The 16,577-nt window shown below is 73.1% G+C and carries 13 protein-coding genes; 7 read left to right on the forward strand and 6 right to left on the reverse strand.

What is annotated here, in order from left to right; translation table 11 throughout:
- The first annotated feature begins 63 nt into the window (after window positions 1–63).
- A complete protein-coding gene (locus ACFVYX_RS28290) occupies window positions 64–657 on the forward strand; it encodes a TetR/AcrR family transcriptional regulator (RefSeq protein WP_389684318.1) in 594 nt (197 codons plus the stop codon).
- A 181-nt stretch (window positions 658–838) separates the two neighbouring features.
- Window positions 839–2,905 (forward strand): discoidin domain-containing protein, encoded by a 2,067-nt coding sequence (locus tag ACFVYX_RS28295; RefSeq protein WP_389684319.1) that lies wholly within the window; start codon window positions 839–841, stop codon window positions 2,903–2,905.
- Window positions 2,906–2,964: 59 nt separating this feature from the next.
- On the opposite strand, the gene ACFVYX_RS28300 is transcribed toward ACFVYX_RS28295, so the two are convergent.
- Window positions 2,965–4,275 carry a YncE family protein gene (locus ACFVYX_RS28300; RefSeq protein ID WP_389684320.1) on the reverse strand — a complete coding sequence of 437 codons (1,311 nt, stop codon included), beginning with the start codon at window positions 4,273–4,275 and terminating at the stop codon, window positions 2,965–2,967.
- A gap of 178 nt (window positions 4,276–4,453) precedes the next feature.
- Between ACFVYX_RS28300 and ACFVYX_RS28305 the strand changes: the two genes are divergently transcribed.
- Window positions 4,454–5,119 carry a CBS domain-containing protein gene (locus ACFVYX_RS28305; protein WP_389684321.1) on the forward strand — a complete coding sequence of 222 codons (666 nt, stop codon included), beginning with the start codon at window positions 4,454–4,456 and terminating at the stop codon, window positions 5,117–5,119.
- Between the two features lie 108 nt (window positions 5,120–5,227).
- On the opposite strand, the gene ACFVYX_RS28310 is transcribed toward ACFVYX_RS28305, so the two are convergent.
- Entirely contained in the window at window positions 5,228–5,527 is a 300-nt protein-coding gene (locus ACFVYX_RS28310; protein WP_389684322.1) for a DUF1876 domain-containing protein, read from the reverse strand.
- A gap of 162 nt (window positions 5,528–5,689) precedes the next feature.
- Between ACFVYX_RS28310 and ACFVYX_RS28315 the strand changes: the two genes are divergently transcribed.
- The 3 genes from ACFVYX_RS28315 (at window position 5,690) to ACFVYX_RS28325 (ending at window position 9,622) form a co-directional block, all read left to right on the forward strand.
- Complete coding sequence (locus ACFVYX_RS28315; RefSeq protein ID WP_389684323.1) at window positions 5,690–7,477, forward strand: NlpC/P60 family protein; 1,788 nt, start codon at window positions 5,690–5,692, stop codon at window positions 7,475–7,477.
- A 337-nt stretch (window positions 7,478–7,814) separates the two neighbouring features.
- Entirely contained in the window at window positions 7,815–8,513 is a 699-nt protein-coding gene (locus tag ACFVYX_RS28320) for a type 1 glutamine amidotransferase domain-containing protein (protein WP_389684324.1), read from the forward strand.
- A gap of 161 nt (window positions 8,514–8,674) precedes the next feature.
- Complete coding sequence (locus ACFVYX_RS28325; protein ID WP_389684338.1) at window positions 8,675–9,622, forward strand: LysR family transcriptional regulator; 948 nt, start codon at window positions 8,675–8,677, stop codon at window positions 9,620–9,622.
- Here the strand turns inward: ACFVYX_RS28325 and ACFVYX_RS28330 are convergent.
- Window positions 9,576–11,678 carry a heavy metal translocating P-type ATPase gene (locus ACFVYX_RS28330; RefSeq protein ID WP_389684325.1) on the reverse strand — a complete coding sequence of 701 codons (2,103 nt, stop codon included), beginning with the start codon at window positions 11,676–11,678 and terminating at the stop codon, window positions 9,576–9,578. The genes ACFVYX_RS28325 and ACFVYX_RS28330 overlap by 47 nt on opposite strands.
- A 97-nt stretch (window positions 11,679–11,775) precedes the next feature.
- Here ACFVYX_RS28330 and ACFVYX_RS28335 point away from each other — a divergent pair, with 97 nt between their 5' ends.
- Complete coding sequence (locus ACFVYX_RS28335; RefSeq protein WP_389684326.1) at window positions 11,776–12,147, forward strand: ArsR/SmtB family transcription factor; 372 nt, start codon at window positions 11,776–11,778, stop codon at window positions 12,145–12,147.
- Window positions 12,148–12,228: 81 nt separating this feature from the next.
- Here the strand turns inward: ACFVYX_RS28335 and ACFVYX_RS28340 are convergent, their stop codons facing one another.
- The 3 genes from ACFVYX_RS28340 to ACFVYX_RS28350 form a co-directional block, all read right to left on the reverse strand.
- A complete protein-coding gene (locus ACFVYX_RS28340; protein ID WP_389684327.1) occupies window positions 12,229–13,122 on the reverse strand; it encodes a DUF2382 domain-containing protein in 894 nt (297 codons plus the stop codon).
- Window positions 13,123–13,482: 360 nt separating this feature from the next.
- Window positions 13,483–14,202: a class I SAM-dependent methyltransferase gene (locus tag ACFVYX_RS28345; RefSeq protein ID WP_389684328.1), complete on the reverse strand. Its 720-nt coding sequence runs from the start codon at window positions 14,200–14,202 to the stop codon at window positions 13,483–13,485.
- 96 nt (window positions 14,203–14,298) lie between these two features.
- A complete protein-coding gene (locus ACFVYX_RS28350; RefSeq protein WP_389684329.1) occupies window positions 14,299–16,431 on the reverse strand; it encodes a SpoIIE family protein phosphatase in 2,133 nt (710 codons plus the stop codon).
- Window positions 16,432–16,577: the final 146 nt, after the last annotated feature.

Here is a 16,577-nt window from a genome sequence, read left to right on the forward strand (position 1 = left end):
GGCGCCCGTGGTGTCACCTGGCGCGGCTCTCGCCTACCCTTGCGCCGGACGCGAGGAGGAACCATGGGGCGGATGCCGTCGGCCGAACGACGCAGGCAGCTGGTCGAGGCGGCGATCAGGGCGATGACCAGGGACGGTGTCGCCCGGACCACCACCCGGTCGATCTGCGCCGAGGCCGGTGTCTCGCTGAGCGTCTTCCACTACTGCTTCGATTCCAAGCAGGCCCTTCTGGAGGCCGCGATCGAGACGATCACCGGCAACTACGTGGCGCGGGTGATGTCGGCGGTCGAGCCGGGTGCCACGCTGCGGGACACCGTGCGGGGGGCGCTCCAGACGTACTGGGACCATGTCACGGCCCACCCCGGTGAGCACATGCTCACGTACGACCTCACCCAGTACGCCCTGCGGGAGCCCGGGTTCGAACATCTGGCGCGCGCCCAGTACGAACAGTACGTGGTGTCGGCGGGCGCCCTGGTCGAGCAGGTGCGGGCGCTGCGGGGCCTTGAGCCGCGGGTGCCGGTGGAGACGATCGCGCGCTGTCTGGCGGCCGTGATCGACGGGCTCACGCTGCAGTTCCTCGTCCTCGGCGACGAGAAGGCCGCCGCCGGGCAGCTCGATCTGACGGCAGATCAGCTGGTGGGGATGATCGAGGGCTGATCCAGCCCCGGCCGGCCGGGGCTCCTGGCGAGGCGGTGCGTCCGGCGGCTCCGGGTGGTGCGTCCGGTGGTCCCTCCGACCGGTCAACAGGTCATCTGTCCCGGACTCTTGACTCACAGCACCGACACCGCGATCCTCGGGGCGCCCGGTACACCCCCACCGACCGGAGGCATCGCTGACCATGACTCGACCCCATTCGCGCGGGACCGGCGGCCGATCCGCCCTCCTGGCGCTGTTCCTGGCCCTGGCCGCCGTCCTCTTCGGCTCCGGCCCCGTCCCCGCCGCCGGCGCCGCCGGTCCGTGGTGGGAGCCCACGTCCCGGCCGGCGGCCGACTCGCGGATCAACGTCACGGGCGCGCCGTTCACCGGGACGGACGCGCGGGGGAAGGTGCGCGGCTTCGTCGACGCGCACAACCACCTCATGTCCAACGAGGGGTTCGGCGGCCGGCTGATCTGCGGCCAAACGTTCGCCGCGGGCGGTGCCCCCGAGGCGCTCAAGGACTGTCCGGAGCACTACCCCGACGGCTCGGGCGCGCTGTTCGAGAACATCACGGGCGGCGCTGACGGCCACCACGACCCGGTCGGCTGGCCGACGTTCAAGGACTGGCCCGCCCACGACTCCCTGACCCACCAGCAGAACTACTACGCGTGGGTGGAGCGCGCGTGGCGCGGCGGGCAGCGCGTCCTCGTCAACGACCTGGTGACCAACGGCCTGATCTGCTCGATCCTCCCCCGGGACCGCAGCTGCGACGAGATGACGTCGATCCGTCTCCAGGCCCGCAAGACGTACGAGCTCCAGGAGTACGTCGACGGCCTGTACGGCGGTCCCGGAAAGGGCTGGTTCCGTATCGTCACCTCGGCCGCGCAGGCGCGTTCGGTCGTTGAGCAGGGCAAGCTCGCCGTCGTCCTGGGCGTCGAGACCTCGGAGCCGTTCGGCTGCAAGATGATCCTCGACGTGGCCCAGTGCGACAAGGAGGACATCGACCGCGGCCTCGACGAGCTGTACGGGCTCGGGGTGCGGAGCATGTTCCTCTGCCACAAGTTCGACAACGCGCTCTGCGGTGTGCGTTTCGACTCGGGGGCCATCGGCACGGCGGTCAACATCGGCCAGTTCCTGTCCACGGGCACCTTCTGGGCCACCGAGAAGTGCGCGGGACCGCAGCACGACAACCCGATCGGGCTCGCGGCCGCCCCGGTGATGGCCTCCAAGCTGCCGCCCGGGGTGAGCGTCCCCTCGTACGCCTCCGACGCGAAGTGCAACACCCGCGGTCTGAGCCGGCTCGGCGAGCACGCGCTGCGGGGCATGATGGACCGGGGCATGATGCTGGAGCTCGACCACATGAGCGTCAAGGCTGCCGGGCGGGCGCTCGACATCCTGGAGTCCGAGGAGTATCCGGGCGTCCTCTCCACCCACAGCTGGATGGACCTGGACTGGACCGAGCGGCTCTACCGCCTGGGCGGTTTCGTCGCCCCGTACATGCACGGCGCGGAGGGCTTCGTCGCCGAGGCCGGACAGAAGGCGGAACTCCGCGAGAAGTACGGGGTCGGTCTCGGGTACGGAACCGACATGAACGGGGTCGGCGGCTGGCCGGGCCCGGTGGGGCCGGACGCGCCGAACGCGGTCACGTACCCGTTCCGCAGCTTCGACGGCGGGTCGGTGATCGACCGGCAGGTGACGGGTGAGCGCACCTGGGACCTCAACACCGACGGCGCCGCGCACAACGGCATGGTGCCGGACTGGATCGAACAGATCCGGCGCACGGCCGGCGGGCCGGGAGTCGTGGACGAGCTGGCCGGTGGCGCCGAGTCCTACCTGACCACCTGGAAGTCGACCGAGGACCACGAGCCCGGCGTCAACCTCGCGGCGAGCGCGGCGGCTTCGGCGAGCTCGTCGGAGTGGAACCCCTTCACGAGCTACGCCCCGGGCCGGGCCGTCGACGGCGACGTGGGCACGCGCTGGGCGAGCGACTGGTCGGACGACCAGTGGCTCGACGTGGACCTCGGGGCCGTCCGGCGGATCGGCCGGGTCACCCTCGACTGGGAGCGGGCGTACGCGCGCCAGTACCGGATCGAGGTGTCGGAGAACGGCACGGACTGGCGGACGGTGTGGTCCACGGACGCCGGGGACGGCGGGTACGACACGGCGGAGTTCGCGTCGACGCCGGCCCGGCACGTACGGATCCACGGCGAACGGCGGGCCACCGACTGGGGCTACTCGCTCCACGAGGTCGCGGTCCACAGGGCCTGAGGGCGGGAGGCGGGACCGAGCGGATCCGTACGTGATCCGGCCGGTCCCGCCGTCCCCGGTCAACTTCCGGCCGCTCCCGTCCAGTCGGCCGGGATTCGGGCGAGCCGCACGCGCTGGGGATGGTCGCCGACGTCCACGGAGGCCACGCGCCGGCCGGTGGCGAAGTCGATCGCGGTCACCCGGTCGGCACCGCTCTCGGAGACGACACAGGACCGTCCGTCGCCGCTCACGGTCGCCCAGTACGGCTTGGACGCCTCGACGAGCGGGCCCTCCTGGAGCGTGGCGCGGTCGACCACCGTGGCGTAGTCGTCCATCGTCCCCGCGACGCAGAGCTTGGTGCCGTCGGGGCTCATCGAGAGGCCGTGATGACGCGAGTCGTTGACCCAGGTGGTGCGGTCGGGATCGGTCGCCGGGTTGCCCGGGAGGGACTTGACCCGGGTGATCCGGTCCGTGCTCAGGTCGTACTCCAGGAACCCGTTGAAGAACGAGACCTGGAAGTACAGCTTCTTCTCGTCCGGCGTGAAGACGAGCGGACGGACGGCGTCGGAGAGGTCACCGCGCCCGAAGGCGTCGAGGCGCTCGCGCATGTCGATGACGCGGACGGTCTCGAAGGTGCGGGCGTCGACGACGGTGATGCGGCGGTCGCCCTTGGTCCAGTCGAGCCAGGGGGCGTCGAGGGCGGTGGTGACCTCGCCGATGGACATGTTCCAGAGGAGTCCGTCGGCGGTGAAGACGTTCTCGTGGGGCTTGTCGCCCGTCTTGAAGGAGCCGAGCTCGCGGCCGGTGGTGATGTCGAGGACGTGGACCGTGTTCCCCGTGGACGCGGAGACCGCGACGCGGGCGCCGTCGGGCGACACGGCCATGTGGTCGGCGCGGTGTCCGGCCACCGCGAAGCGCCAGTTGATCCGTCCGGTGCGCAGGTCGAGGGAGACGACGTCGGCGAAGCTGGGCCGGGAGACGACCATGGCGGAGCCGTCGGGGGTCGCGTACATGTCGTCGACGAACTGGTCGTGGCCCTCCCCAGGTCCCATGCGGACACCGAGGAAGAACGCGAGCTTGACCGGGTTCAGATAGATCTCCCGGAGGCGTTCCTGCTTGTCGGGGATCACATCGAGGCGGCCGATGCGGTGGAAGTCGCCCTGGGCGGCGATCACATCGGCCGTTCCGTCCCAGTTGTTGCCGACGAACATCGCCTCGCGGAGCCCGGCGGACGCCGGTCCCTCGGGGGCGGCCGCTCCGGTGCCGCCGGCGGTGGCGACGAGGGTGAGGGCGACCGCGACGGCCGCGGCGAGGTGGCGGCCTCGGCGCGCGCGGGCGGGGTGGTGGCGGGTGCTCGGCGTACGCGTGCTCGACGTGCGGGGAGACGGCATGCGGGGGTCCTTCTTCCGGCTCGCGGGGGTGGGCCTCGGGCTGGGCTTACCCGAAGTAACCATGTACATGTCAATCCTCGCAAGCCCTTCTCGCCCCTCGTTTCGCGGGCCTCGCGTCCCGCTCCGGCGCCCGGTGGGGGATCATGGAATCCGGAACCCAGAAGGGACGGAACGGACGATGAGGCACCGCAGTGTCGCCGACCTGATGACGCCGACCGCGGTGGCGGTGCAGCCCGGGACCCCGTTCAAGGAGATCGCGCGGCTCCTCGACGAGTACGGCATCACCGCGGTCCCCGTCGTCGACGAGGAGAACCGGCCGGTGGGCGTGGTCTCCGAGGCCGACCTCCTGCGGCGGCACACGGCGAAGGACGGGCCGAGCACCGCGGAGGCCATGATGTCCAGCCCGGTCGTGACGGCCCGGCCCTCCTGGACGGCGGTCGAGGCGGCCCGGCTGATGGAGCGCCACCGGGTGAAGCGGCTGCCGGTCGTGGACACGGACGGACGGCTGATCGGGGTGCTGAGCCGGAGCGACCTGCTCCAGCTGTTCCTGCGGCGGGACCGCTCGATCCAGGAGGAGATCCGCGAGGACGTCGTCGTCCGCATCCTGCGCCTCTCCCCGTCCGCCGTACACATCGACGTCGACGAGGGGCGCGTCACCCTCAGCGGCACGCTGGACCGCCCGGGGATCGGGCCGATCCTCGTGCGGCTGTGCGAGACGGTGGACGGGGTGGTGGAGGTCGAGGACCGGCTGACGTACGAGGAGGCGGAGGGGACGGAGTGGGCCGAGGGCGCGGTCCAGGGGGTGTCCGACCATGAGCGGCCGCCCCGTTCGGGCGGTCTGTGACGCCGTCCGGCGCGGACCTCGGGCCGTCACCCGGCGGGCGGGCGGGCGCGGTTCGGGCCCGGCGGGTGTCCGACGTCCGCCGGGCCCTCGCCCCGGGTGGCGGTCCCGTCAGGTGACCGCCTCCGGCCAGCCGTATCCGGGTCCGGTGTGCTGGGGTACCGTCCCCGCGCCCACCGCCTCCATCTCCCGGTTGGCCTCCCGCATCAGCTTGCCGGCCAGGTCCTTCATCGCCCGGCTCGCGGCGAGCTCGTCACCGATCGCCGGCACGTCCACGTCCGCCGGGTTGCACCGCGCGGAGCCGTGGCCCGTGATCGTCGAGTTGCCGGTGCGCAACCGGGCCTCGGCCCTGGTCGTGCCGCTCTCCTCGACCAGTTCCACGCCGACCGTCCACTCCAGGGTGCGGGTCATGGCCTGCCTCCTCGTACGCCGAGCCGCGCCGAACCGAACCGCGGCCCCTTTCGGTACCTCCAGGATCCACCGGCCGGGGCCGGAACGCACGGGGGAACGCGAGGGCACCGGAAGAGCACCCTGCCGCACGGCGCCGCCAGGGGCGTCCGGATGATGTCTGTCATGATCAATACATCCCGCACCGCAGGCACCTCCCGGCGCAGTCTGCTCACCGCCCTGACCGCCACCGCGGCCGCCGTTCCCCTCGCGTCCCTGACCGCCACTCCCGCTCGCGCCGCACAGGCCGCCGCCCCGGCCGCCGCTCCCGCCCTGGCGCCGCTCGCCGCCTCCGCGAACGGCCTCGGCACCCCCCGGTCCTCCGTGACCGTCGCGGGCCTCGGCGCCGACTGGTTCAGCGGTGTCACCCTCGGCGCCCTCGGCGTCAGCGTGCTGCCCGGCACGCCCGCCCGCACCGAGGTCACCTCCGACGGCAGACGCGTCGCCCTCCTGACCCACGGCGCCCGCACGGTGCTCCTCCCCGGCCCCGAGCGCACCTTCACCGAGAACAAGCGGCCCTTCGCCGACGACTTCCAGCGCACGCTGCCGGACCCGGCGCTCCCCGAGGCCGACCGCGCGTACTGGGGCACCGCCCCCGGCGGCGGTGGCTGGACCACGCTCGGCGGCTCCGCGACCGACTTCTCGGTGACCCCCGGCGCCGGCGTCATCAACCTGACCACGGACTACGCGAGCCGCCACGCCAGCGTCCGCGACGGCGAGATCACCGACGTCGACGTGCGCGCGGTGGCCAGGTTCGACAAGGTGCCCACCGGCCAGGCGTGCTCGTACGCCCTGTCCTTCGGCTACCAGGACTCGCACAACAACTACCGGGCCCGGCTGTCCTTCACCACCACGGGCGCCGTCGAGCTCCGCGTCGAGAAGGAGGTCGCCGACGTCGTCACGCAGCTGGCTCCGGCCGCCTCCCTGGCCACGGGTGTCGCCGCCGGCACCGACTGGACGATACGGGTCCGCCGCGAGGGCACCAGGATCCAGGTCAAGGCCTGGCGCACGAACTCCGCCGAGCCCTCCGCCTGGACCACCGAGACCACCGACGCCACCTTCGGCAAGGGCCGGGTGGGTCTGCGGGCCCTCGCCAACGACGGCTGCACCAACCTGCCCGTCAAGCTGACCGTCAGCCGCTTCGAGGTCACCGACGCGACCTGGGAGGCCCCGCCGGCCGTCACCCACAGCGACTGGGTGCGCGTCCTCGACCAGCCCTTCGACGGCACCTGGACCGCCGCCCTGGAGAGCCGGATCCGCGCCTGGGCCGGCTCGACCGCGCCCGACGTGCTCGCGTACGCGGCGATGTTCCTGCCGGGCGCGCCGGCCGTGACCGCCGGTGCGGGCGCCGCCGCAGGCAAGCAGGTCCTCGGAAGGGCCGGCTACGGCTACCTCGACCCGCAGGGCAACCGCTACGAGGGCGCCGACTTCCACGAGTACATGAACCTCGGCTGGACCTTCCCCGACGGCACGTACACCGGCCCGTCCAGCAAGCAGGTCGGCAACCTGGACTGCTCCGGCTACACCCGCATGGTGTTCGGCTACCACCACAAGGTGCCGCTCGCGGCCGGCGCCGACACCTCGGGGACGCGGCTGCCGCGCAAGTCCCGTGACATGGCGGACCACGCGCCGGGGGTCCGCATCGACCGGACGGCCGGCGGCACCCCGCCGGCCGCGACTCTGCTGCAGCCGGGCGACCTCGTGCTCTTCAACGCCGACTCGGGCGACGACGGCACGACCGTCACCGTCGACCACGTCGGCATCTACCTGGGCGAGGACACGAACGGCAAGCGCCGCTTCCTCTCCAGCCGCAAGACCGGCAACGGCCCGACCATGTCGGACCTGGGGGGCTCCTCCACCCTGGACGGCACGGGCACGTACGCCACGAAGCTCCACACCGTCCACCGAATCTGACGCCCGGCGGGACGTCACGCGGGACCGCTCCGCGCCGGCCCGGCCGTACCGCCATCGGGGTCACTCCGCACCCCCATGGGCGTACGTTCCCGGGCCGGCGCCGGGGACGGCGGGCACGGCGGGCCGCCCGGTCTTCCCGCAGGCCGGCGGCGTGCGCCTATTCCCCGGGACCCATCGGAGTTCCCATGGCAGCCATTGGATTCCTCATTGGAAAGCTCTCCGGCGCGGGACTACGTTCGAGGACATCGCCACACCGACGGTCTCGGACCGAGGCGCCGGGTGAGCGATCACGCCCTTCGGGCCGTACCCCCGGCCCGTACCTCCCGGGAGAGACCACATGCGCAAGATCCTTTTCGTGATGACCGGCGCCGATCACTGGACCCTGGCCGACGGTACGAAGCACCCGACCGGCTTCTGGGCCGAGGAGGCCGCCGCCCCGTACGAGGCGTTCACCGCCGCCGGCTACGAGGTCGTCGTCGCCACCCCCGGCGGTGTCGTCCCCACCGTCGACAAGAGCAGCCTCGCCCCGGAGGTCAACGGTGGTCAGGAGGGCGCGGACAAGGTCGCCGCGACCCTCGACGCGTTCACCGGGCTCCGGAATCCGCTGCGGCTGGAGGACGTCACCCCGGCCGACTACGCGGCCGTCTTCTACCCGGGCGGTCACGGCCCCATGGAGGACCTCGCCGTCGACGAGACCTCCGGCAGGCTGCTGATCGACGCCCTGAACTCCGGCAGGCCGCTGGCCGTCGTCTGCCACGGCCCGGCCGCGCTCCTCGCCGCCACCGTCGCCGACGGCACGAACGCCTTCGCCGGGTACCGGGTGGCCGCCTTCACCAACGACGAGGAGACGCAGTCCGGCTTCGCCGACAAGGCGAAGTGGCTCCTGGAGAGCCGCCTCGTCGACGCCGGTGTGGACGTCCAGGTGGGCGAGCCGTGGGTGCCGAACGTGGTCGTCGACCGCAATCTCATCACCGGCCAGAACCCGTCCTCCTCCGCCCCGCTCGCCGCCGAGGTCCTCAAGGCCCTGGGCGCCTGACGCCACCCGCCGGGCGCAGGACCGCACCGGTCCGCGCGCCCCGCGGTCCGCGCGGTCTGCGGGCTGCGGGCTGCAGTCCGCGGCCTGCGGTCTGCGGTCCGCGTGCCCTGCGGTCCGCGCGGTCTGCCATAGGTGGCCAGTAGGCTTTCCGCGTGAGACATATGGATCCTGATGGGCCCGGGCCGGCCGGCGGAACGCGGCCGGGCGGGGCGCCCGTCGCGGACCTCAATCTGCTGCGTACCTTCCTCGCGGTGTACCGCTCCGGCTCCTTCACCGCGGCCGCCGGGCTCCTGGGCCTCTCGCAGCCCACGGTGACCACCCAGATCCGTGCCCTGGAGCGGCAGACCGGCCGGGAGCTGTTCGAGCGCCTGCCCCGCGGTGTCGCCCCGACCGCGGTCGCCCACGACCTCGCGGCCCGCGTCGCCGCACCTCTCGACGCGCTCGCCGCCGCGGCGGGCCACGAGACCGCGTCCCACGAGCGGGCGGCGCCCGTCCATCTCGCGGGCCCCGGCGAGCTGCTCTGCACCCGCGTGCTCCCGGCCCTGGCCCCGCTGACGGCGGAAGGCGTACGGCTCCGCGTCACCCCGGGGCTCACCGAACCGCTCCTCGACGAACTGCGCGCCGGACGCCACGACTTGGTGATCGCCACGTTCCGGCCACGCGGGCGCGCCCTGACCTCCGTACCGCTGATGGACGAGGAGTTCATACTGGTCGCCGCCCCCGTCTGGGCGGAGCGGGTGAAGGAGCGGCCGGCCGAGGAGGGCCCTGCGGCGCTGCACGGCGTCCCTCTGGTGACGTACGCCGAAGACCTGCCGATCGCCCGTCGGTACTGGCGCCATGTCTTCGGCACCCGGTTGTCCCGCCCCGCGGCCCTCACCGTGCCCGATCTGCGCGGCGTCCTGGCCGCGGTCACCGCCGGAGCGGGCTTCACCGTCCTGCCGCGCTACCTCTGCGAAGCGGAACTGGCCTCCGGCGCCCTCGTCCCCCTCCACCGCCCGGACGACCCGCCCATCAACACCGCCTACCTCACCCAGCGCCCGGGGCGCCCGGCCAACCCCGACGTCACTCGCGTCCGTGATCTCCTGATCGAGGCGGGACGGGAGTGGTGACCCGCCCGTCGACGGCTTCGGCGGCGGCGCGGCGCCAGGCGGCGTCGCGGAGCAGCCTCAGCCCGTTGAGGCCGACGAGGACGGTGGAGCCCTCGTGGCCGAGGACGCCGAGGGGCAGCGGCAGGGTGCCCAGAAGGTCCCAGAGCACCAGGACGGCGATGAAGAACCCCGCGATGGCGAGGTTCTGGACGACCAGGGCGCGAGCGCGGCGGGAGAGCGCGACGACCGTGGGGACGGTGGCGAGTTCGTCCCGGACGATCACCGCGTCGGCGGTCTCCAGAGCGAGGTCGGATCCGGCGCGGCCCAGGGCGACGCCGGTGTGGGCGGCGGCCAGGGCCGGAGCGTCGTTGACGCCGTCGCCGATCACCATGACCTTGCGTCCGGCCCGTTCCTGATCCTGGACGGCGGCGACCTTGTCCTGCGGCAGGAGGCCGGCGCGGACGTCGGTGATGCCGATGGCGGCGGCCAGGCGTGCGGCGGCGCGCGGGTTGTCGCCGGTGAGCAGCATCGGCGGGGTGCCGGTGAGGCCGGTCAGGGCCGCGACGGCGGCGGCGGCGTCCGGGCGCAGCCGGTCCTCGATGCCCAGGACGCCGGCCGGCACCGCGTCCACCATGACCAGGACGGCGGTGTGTCCGGCGGCTTCGAGTTCGGCCGCTGTTCCGGCGGCGCGGGCGGAGAGCGGGTCGTCGGCTCCGCGCAGGAGCCGGGCGGGGGCGCCGACCTGGACCGTCCTGCCGTCCACGGTCGCGGTGACGCCGACGCCGGGGGTGGAGCCGAAGTCCTCGGCTTCCGCGAGGCGGTGGCCGCGGGCCTGGGCGGCGAGGACGACGGCGCGGGCCAGCGGGTGCTCGCTGGGGTGCTCGGCGGCGGCCGCGAGCGCCAACAGCCGGTCTTCGTCGAGTCCCGCCGGGTACGAGCCCTCCGGCCCGCTCGCGGCGCGTCCTTCCGGGCGGTCCCCGGCACGCTTCTCCCGGGCTGCCCCGGGCAGCACGCGGACGGCGGTGACGCGCGGGGTGCCCTCCGTCAGCGTGCCGGTCTTGTCGAGGGCCACCGCGTCGACCTGTCCGAGGCGCTCCATCACGACGGCGGACTTCACGAGGACGCCGTGCCGGCCGGCGTTCGCGAGGGCGGAGAGCAGCGGCGGCATGGTGGCCAGGACCACGGCGCACGGCGAGGCGACGATCATGAAGGTCATCGCGCGGAGCAGCGAGGCGGTCAGTTCCGCCCCGAACGCGAGCGGGACCAGGAACACGGCCAGGGTGGCGGCGACCATGCCGAGCGAGTACCGCTGCTCGATCTTCTCGATGAACAGCTGCGTCGGCGCCTTGGTCTCGGAGGCCTCCTCGACCATCCGTACGATCCGGGCGATCACCGAGTCCGCGGCGTCCCGTCCGACCTCGACGCGCAGCGCTCCGGTGCCGTTGAGGGTGCCGGCGAAGACCTCGTCACCGGTCTCCTTGAGCACCGGCAGCGGCTCGCCGGTGATGGTGGCCTGGTCGACCTCGCTCGCCCCCGCCAGGACGCGGCCGTCGGCCCCGACCCGCTCGCCGGGGCGGACGACGAGGACGTCGCCGACGACGAGGTCGCCGGTCGGCACGCTCTCCTCGGTGCCGTCGTCCAGGACGCGGGTGGCGGTGGCCGGGGCGAGGTCGAGGAGCCCGCGCACCGAGTCCTCGGTACGGGCCGTCGCCACCGCCTCCAGGGCGCCCGAGGTGGCGAAGATGACGATCAGGAGGGCGCCGTCGAGTACCTGCCCGATGGACGCGGCGCCGAGCGCGGCGACCACCATCAGCAGGTCCACGTCGAGGGTCTTGTCCTTCAGCGCCTTCAGGCCCTCCCACGCCGGCTCCCAGCCGCCGGTGAGGTAGGTGGCGGCGAAGAGCGGCCCCCAGGTCCACGCCGGGGCCCCGAGGAGGTCCAGGGGCAGGCCGGCCAGGAACAGGACGAGGGCGGCCAGGGCCCAGCGGGCCTCCGGCAGTGCCAGGACGCGGGTGCGCCGCCGGGCGGCCGCGGTGCCCCCGGGGGCGGGTGCGGGCTTGGTCAGGGTGGTGGCCATGACAGAGGGAGTCCTTCACGGGGAGGGGACGACGCCTCACACCGTACAGGAACACTTGAACATCCATTCATACATCGACTTCCGTAGGATGCTCCTCATGGGCCACGGAGTGAACGCACCGGACAGCAGTACGACACCGCGCACCCGTCTGACCCCGGAGAACGCGCAGCAGGTCGCCACCACGCTCCAGGCGCTGTCCACGCCGTCGAGGCTCCTGATCCTGGCCCGCCTCCGCGAGGGCCCCTGCGCGGCGACCGAACTGGCCACGACCGTCGGCATGGAGCAGTCCGCCTGCTCCCACCAGCTGCGCCTGCTCCGCAACCTCGGCCTCGTCACCGGTACCCGCGAGGGCCGCTCCGTCGTCTACGCGCTCCACGACGACCACGTCGCCGGCCTCCTCGACCAGGCCCTCTATCACGTGGAACATCTCCGCCTCGGCATGACCGACACGACCCCCGGGACGCGGTGAGCCGCACCGCCGGGCCCTCAGGTCCGGCGGTGCGGTCGGTCCCGCTGCGCTGGTCCGCCCAGTCGGCAGTCTGCCGAGCGGTCAGATGCGGCCCTCGTCCGTGCGGCCGCGACGCTGGGAGAGTTCGTCGGTCGCGTCGGCCTCTTCGGTCTCGATGTCGATCCGTTCCTTGCGGACCTGGCCGGTGACCGTCTCCTCCTCCGTGACCTCGTCCGTGTGCAGGCTGACCCGTTCGACGGGGACGGCCCGGGTCTCGACGACGGGGCGCTCCTCGTGCAGGGTGACCTCGTGCTCGGCCTCGGAGATCTCGGGGCCGGACAGGGCCTCGCCGCGGTTCGCCTCGGTGATGGGCTCACGCTCCACGCGGACTTCCTCGTGCCTGACCGGCACGGTCTGCTGGACGTCCTCGGTGACTACGTACTTGCGCAGCCTGACGCGGCCGGTCTCCACCTGTTCGGTGCCAACGTGCATCTGCTCCTCGGAGCGCGTCATGGCGTCGTCGCCCGTACGGGCCATGCCCTCGCCGCGCGCGCCACCCATGTCCCGGGCGCGGTCACCCTCGCCGAGCCCCGCGGCGCCCGCCGCGCCCGCGGTACCGGCGGTGCCGTGCGCCCAACCGCCCTCGCCCGGCTGGTTCGCCCGCTGCCAGGCCTCGTCCCAGGCGATGCCGTAGTACTCGTACAGCCGACGCTCCTCCTGGTTGGACAGATGGCCGCCGCCGTCCACGTCGACGTGGGGGGCGTCCTTGATCCGGTCCTTCGGATACGGGACCTCCAGGTGGTCGTCGACCATGGACGCGTCCTTGATGGGCACGAACGACTCGCTGGTGCCGAACAGCCCGGTCTTGACGGTGACCCATTCCGGACGGCCTGTGACGTCGTCCACGTAGACGTGCTTGGCCTCGCCGATCTTCTTGCCCTGGGCGTCGTAGACCGGATGGTCCACCACCGCGGGGATCTGTTCCTGGGCGATCATGATGGCCCTCCATATTCTGTCGCGGTACTTGCGCGACTTACCGCCTCCCAGCGAGGAAAACGCGTGGATACCGGGGTGATTGTTTTGATTGTTGACCGGTTGAGCGCTCAACTCCGGCGGAGAACCTCGCAGGTCACCCTCGTAGCCCCCGAAGCGGATCGGCCTGGTTCATACACCACCGGAATCGACGGACACCAGGAGACGGAAAAGAGGGGCAAGGCAGATCTCAACCGTCGTCGAAAGATCAGTGAGACTCGGTGAAATGCCGTGCAAGGCTTATCGGTTGACGTGCCGTCGGCTCCGTGATGAGGAATCCATTCGCCACGGACGAAGCTGTCGCCGACGCCGAGCGCGGAGCGTTCAGCGCAGTCGGCGCGCGCGCAGCACGAGGTCGTCGGTGTGGTGCGCGCCGGCCCCGCCGTCGGGTGCCACGCGGGGCCGCTGCTCGTCCACCTCCACCACCCAGTCGTCGCCGAGGAGGGCCGTGACCATCGACGGCCAGACGTAGTCGGCGGGGTCGAAGCCGCTGTCGTGCGCCTGCTGGGTGTCCATCCCCGCGTGGTGGACGAGCAGCAGCACACCTCCGGGCGCGACGGCCGCGAGCAGCGCCCGCTCGGCCGCCGCGTCGGGGGTGCGCAGCAGCGCCGGGTACTGGGCGGAGACCAGGTCGAAGGAGGCCGGCGGGAGCGCCGCCTCCGTCAGGGTGGCGTGAACCCAGCGCACGTCGACGCCGGCGTCCCTCGCGTGTCCGGCCGCCCGCTCCAGGGCCACGCCCGACACTTCGAGAGCCGTCACGTCCCAGCCGCCGCGCGCCAGCCAGACGGCGTCCGCGCCCTCGCCGCAGCCGACGTCGAGCACCCGACCGGGGGTGAGCCCGGCGACCTCGGCGACGAGCGCGCCGTTGGGCTCCCCGCTCCAGAGCTGTCCGCGCTCGGCGTACCGGTCGTCCCACTCCGCCCGCACGGCGGGGTCTCCGAGGTAGCCGTCGGTGGGATGTCCGGGGTGGCCGGCAGTGGGATCTCCGGCCTTGGGCGAGGAGGTTTCGGAGGCGGGCGGTCCCGCTGCGATGTCGTCTGTCACGGGCCCACCGTCACCCACGGCGGCCCGCTCACGCCACCGCTGTTGCCGGTCCGGCAAAGCCGGCGCCCGGACCGTGACGGCGTCGGGCGTCGGGCATCAGCTGTCAGGGCCCCGGGCTTCGACGAGGAGCAGAGCGACGTCGTCCGGGTCGTCGGGCCTGCGCATGGCGTCGACAAGCCGGGCGCAGGTGGCGTCCAGGTGCGGGGTGGCCTTGCCGAGGGTTCCGAGGAGGAGGGCGAGGCGTTCGTCGATGGGGTCCCCGCGGGTCTCGACGAGTCCGTCGGTGTACAGGAGGAGCTGGTCGCCGGGGTCCAAGGGGACCGTGGTGGTGGAGAAGGCGACGCCGCCGACGCCCAGCGGGGCTCCGGTGGGCAGGTGGAGCAGTTCGGGCGGATGTCCGGGGCGGGTGAGGACCGGCGGGAGGTGTCCGGCGTTGGCGATGCGGCACTGCCCGGTGGCGGGGTCGTAGGTGGCGTAGAGGCAGGTGGCGATGTAGTGCTCCAGGCCGTGGGTGAGCCGGTCGAGGTGGTGAAGGATCTCCTCGGGCGGCAGGTCGAGGGCGGCGTAGGCGCGGGCGGCGGTGCAGAGCTGGCCCATGGCGGCGGCCGCGTCGATGCCGTTGCCCATGACGTCGCCGATGACGAGGGCGGTCCTGTCGTCGGCCAGGGGGATGACGTCGTACCAGTCCCCGCCGACCTCGTTGGCCGCCTGGGCCGGCTGGTAGAGCGAGGCGATCCTCAGGCCGGGTCGCTGGGGCGTGGCGGGCGGCAGGAGGCTGCGCTGGAGGGTCTCGGCGGCGGTGCGCACGTTCTGGTGCCAGCGGGCGTTGTCGATGGCGACGGCGGCCCGTGCGGCGAGTTCTCGGGCGAGGAGGACGTCGTCCGCGTCGAAGGGGTGGGGGTTGCGAATGCGCAGGAGGTCGAAGGCGCCGAGGATCTCGTCCCGGGCGATCAGCGGAACCGCGAGGTAGGAGTGGGCGCCGGCGCGGGCGAGGGTGTCGGCGGCCTTCGCGTCACGGGCGATGCGCCGCAGGTCCTGCGCGTCGCAGTGGGCCACGAGGACGGGCTGTCCGGTGCGTACGCACTGGGTGATCAGCCGGTCCGGGCCGTACGCGGCGACCTCGCCGACCGGGTCGGCCGCGGCGGTGATGTCGGTGGGGAAGGCGGAGGCGACGGCGAGCGCCCGGAACACCTCCGGGCCGTTCGGGTCCCGGGTGGAGGTGCGCCAGGACAGCACGTCGTTCAGGACGTCGACCGCGGTCAGGTCGGCGAGGTCCGGGACCGCCACCTCGGCCAGCTCCCGGGCGGTCTGCTCGACCCCGAGGGTCGTGCCGATCCGGGCGGAGGCGTCCGCGATCAGGGCGAGCCGTCGCCGGGCCCGCTCGGCCTCGGAGGCGGCCAGGTGACGTTCGGTGACGTCGACGACCGAGGAGGCCACGCCGATCACCCGGCCCCCGGGCCCGTGGATCCGGTAGTACGACACCGACCAGGCGTGGTCGTGGTCGGGGTCGGCGCGGGTGCGGCCCAGGATGTACTGGTCGACGAGCGGCGTGCCCGTCGTCAGGACGTGGCGCAGCGCCCACTCGACCGTCTCCACCCCGTCGTAGGGGTGGATGTCCCGGGGCCGGCGGCCGATGTGCTCGGCGGCCGGCACGCCGTTGATCCTCTCCAGGGCGGGGTTGACCAGCCGGTAGCGCAGATCCGTGTCCAGGAGCGCGAAGCCCACCGGCGCCTGGGACACCAGCTGCTCGGACAGCGCGAGGCGGCTCTCCACCTCGTGCAGCGTCGCCTGGTCGACCGCCATCCCCAGCGCGTACACGTCGCCCAGGTCGTCCAGCAGCCGCACGTTGCGGAACTCCACCTGCCGCGTCACGCCGTCCCGGTGCCGAACGGGGAACACTCCGGCCCAGCTCTGTCCGGTGGCCATCACCCCGGCGAAGAGCTCCGCCGCGAGCTGGCGGTGCTCCTCGCTGAGCAGCAGCCGCGCCGCGTACTGGCCCAGCGCCTCCGCGGCGGTGTACCCGAAGGTGACGGTGGCCTGCGGGCTCCAGAACACGATGCGCCCGCTCGCGTCCACCACGACCGCCGCGACGTTCAGGAAGTCCAGGAGGCTCCCCGCGCCCTGCCGGCCCGCACCGGCAAGGCCCTCGGCGGTCCCGGCACCGTCGGCGGCCGTGCCCGTCCCGAAGGGCTCGGCGCCGTCGGCTTCCGGCGGTGCGTCCTGGGCCATCCCCTGCTCCCTCCACCCCCGGACCCGGCGGTGCGCGGAACGCCGCCGGCTGAACGTTTCCCTCCATGCTGCGCCCTCGACGGGGCCGTGGGCATCCCGGAGGACGGCGACTCCGGTGTCACGCCCCACCGGCGGCGGCCGGACGC

This window comes from Streptomyces sp. NPDC058326, from assembly GCF_042879855.1.
GTDB lineage: Bacteria > Actinomycetota > Actinomycetes > Streptomycetales > Streptomycetaceae > Streptomyces.

What these genes read in the sequence shown, in the direction of transcription:
- ACFVYX_RS28290 (WP_389684318.1), top strand. Translation starts at nt 64, where the DNA reads ATGGGGCGGATGCCGTCGGCCGAACGACGCAGGCAGCTGGTCGAGGCG.
- ACFVYX_RS28295 (WP_389684319.1), top strand. Translation starts at nt 839, where the DNA reads ATGACTCGACCCCATTCGCGCGGGACCGGCGGCCGATCCGCCCTCCTG.
- ACFVYX_RS28300 (WP_389684320.1), bottom strand. Translation starts at nt 4,275, where the DNA reads ATGCCGTCTCCCCGCACGTCGAGCACGCGTACGCCGAGCACCCGCCAC.
- ACFVYX_RS28305 (WP_389684321.1), top strand. Translation starts at nt 4,454, where the DNA reads ATGAGGCACCGCAGTGTCGCCGACCTGATGACGCCGACCGCGGTGGCG.
- ACFVYX_RS28310 (WP_389684322.1), bottom strand. Translation starts at nt 5,527, where the DNA reads ATGACCCGCACCCTGGAGTGGACGGTCGGCGTGGAACTGGTCGAGGAG.
- ACFVYX_RS28315 (WP_389684323.1), top strand. Translation starts at nt 5,690, where the DNA reads ATGATCAATACATCCCGCACCGCAGGCACCTCCCGGCGCAGTCTGCTC.
- ACFVYX_RS28320 (WP_389684324.1), top strand. Translation starts at nt 7,815, where the DNA reads ATGCGCAAGATCCTTTTCGTGATGACCGGCGCCGATCACTGGACCCTG.
- ACFVYX_RS28325 (WP_389684338.1), top strand. Translation starts at nt 8,675, where the DNA reads ATGGATCCTGATGGGCCCGGGCCGGCCGGCGGAACGCGGCCGGGCGGG.
- ACFVYX_RS28330 (WP_389684325.1), bottom strand. Translation starts at nt 11,678, where the DNA reads ATGGCCACCACCCTGACCAAGCCCGCACCCGCCCCCGGGGGCACCGCG.
- ACFVYX_RS28335 (WP_389684326.1), top strand. Translation starts at nt 11,776, where the DNA reads ATGGGCCACGGAGTGAACGCACCGGACAGCAGTACGACACCGCGCACC.
- ACFVYX_RS28340 (WP_389684327.1), bottom strand. Translation starts at nt 13,122, where the DNA reads ATGATCGCCCAGGAACAGATCCCCGCGGTGGTGGACCATCCGGTCTAC.
- ACFVYX_RS28350 (WP_389684329.1), bottom strand. Translation starts at nt 16,431, where the DNA reads ATGGCCCAGGACGCACCGCCGGAAGCCGACGGCGCCGAGCCCTTCGGG.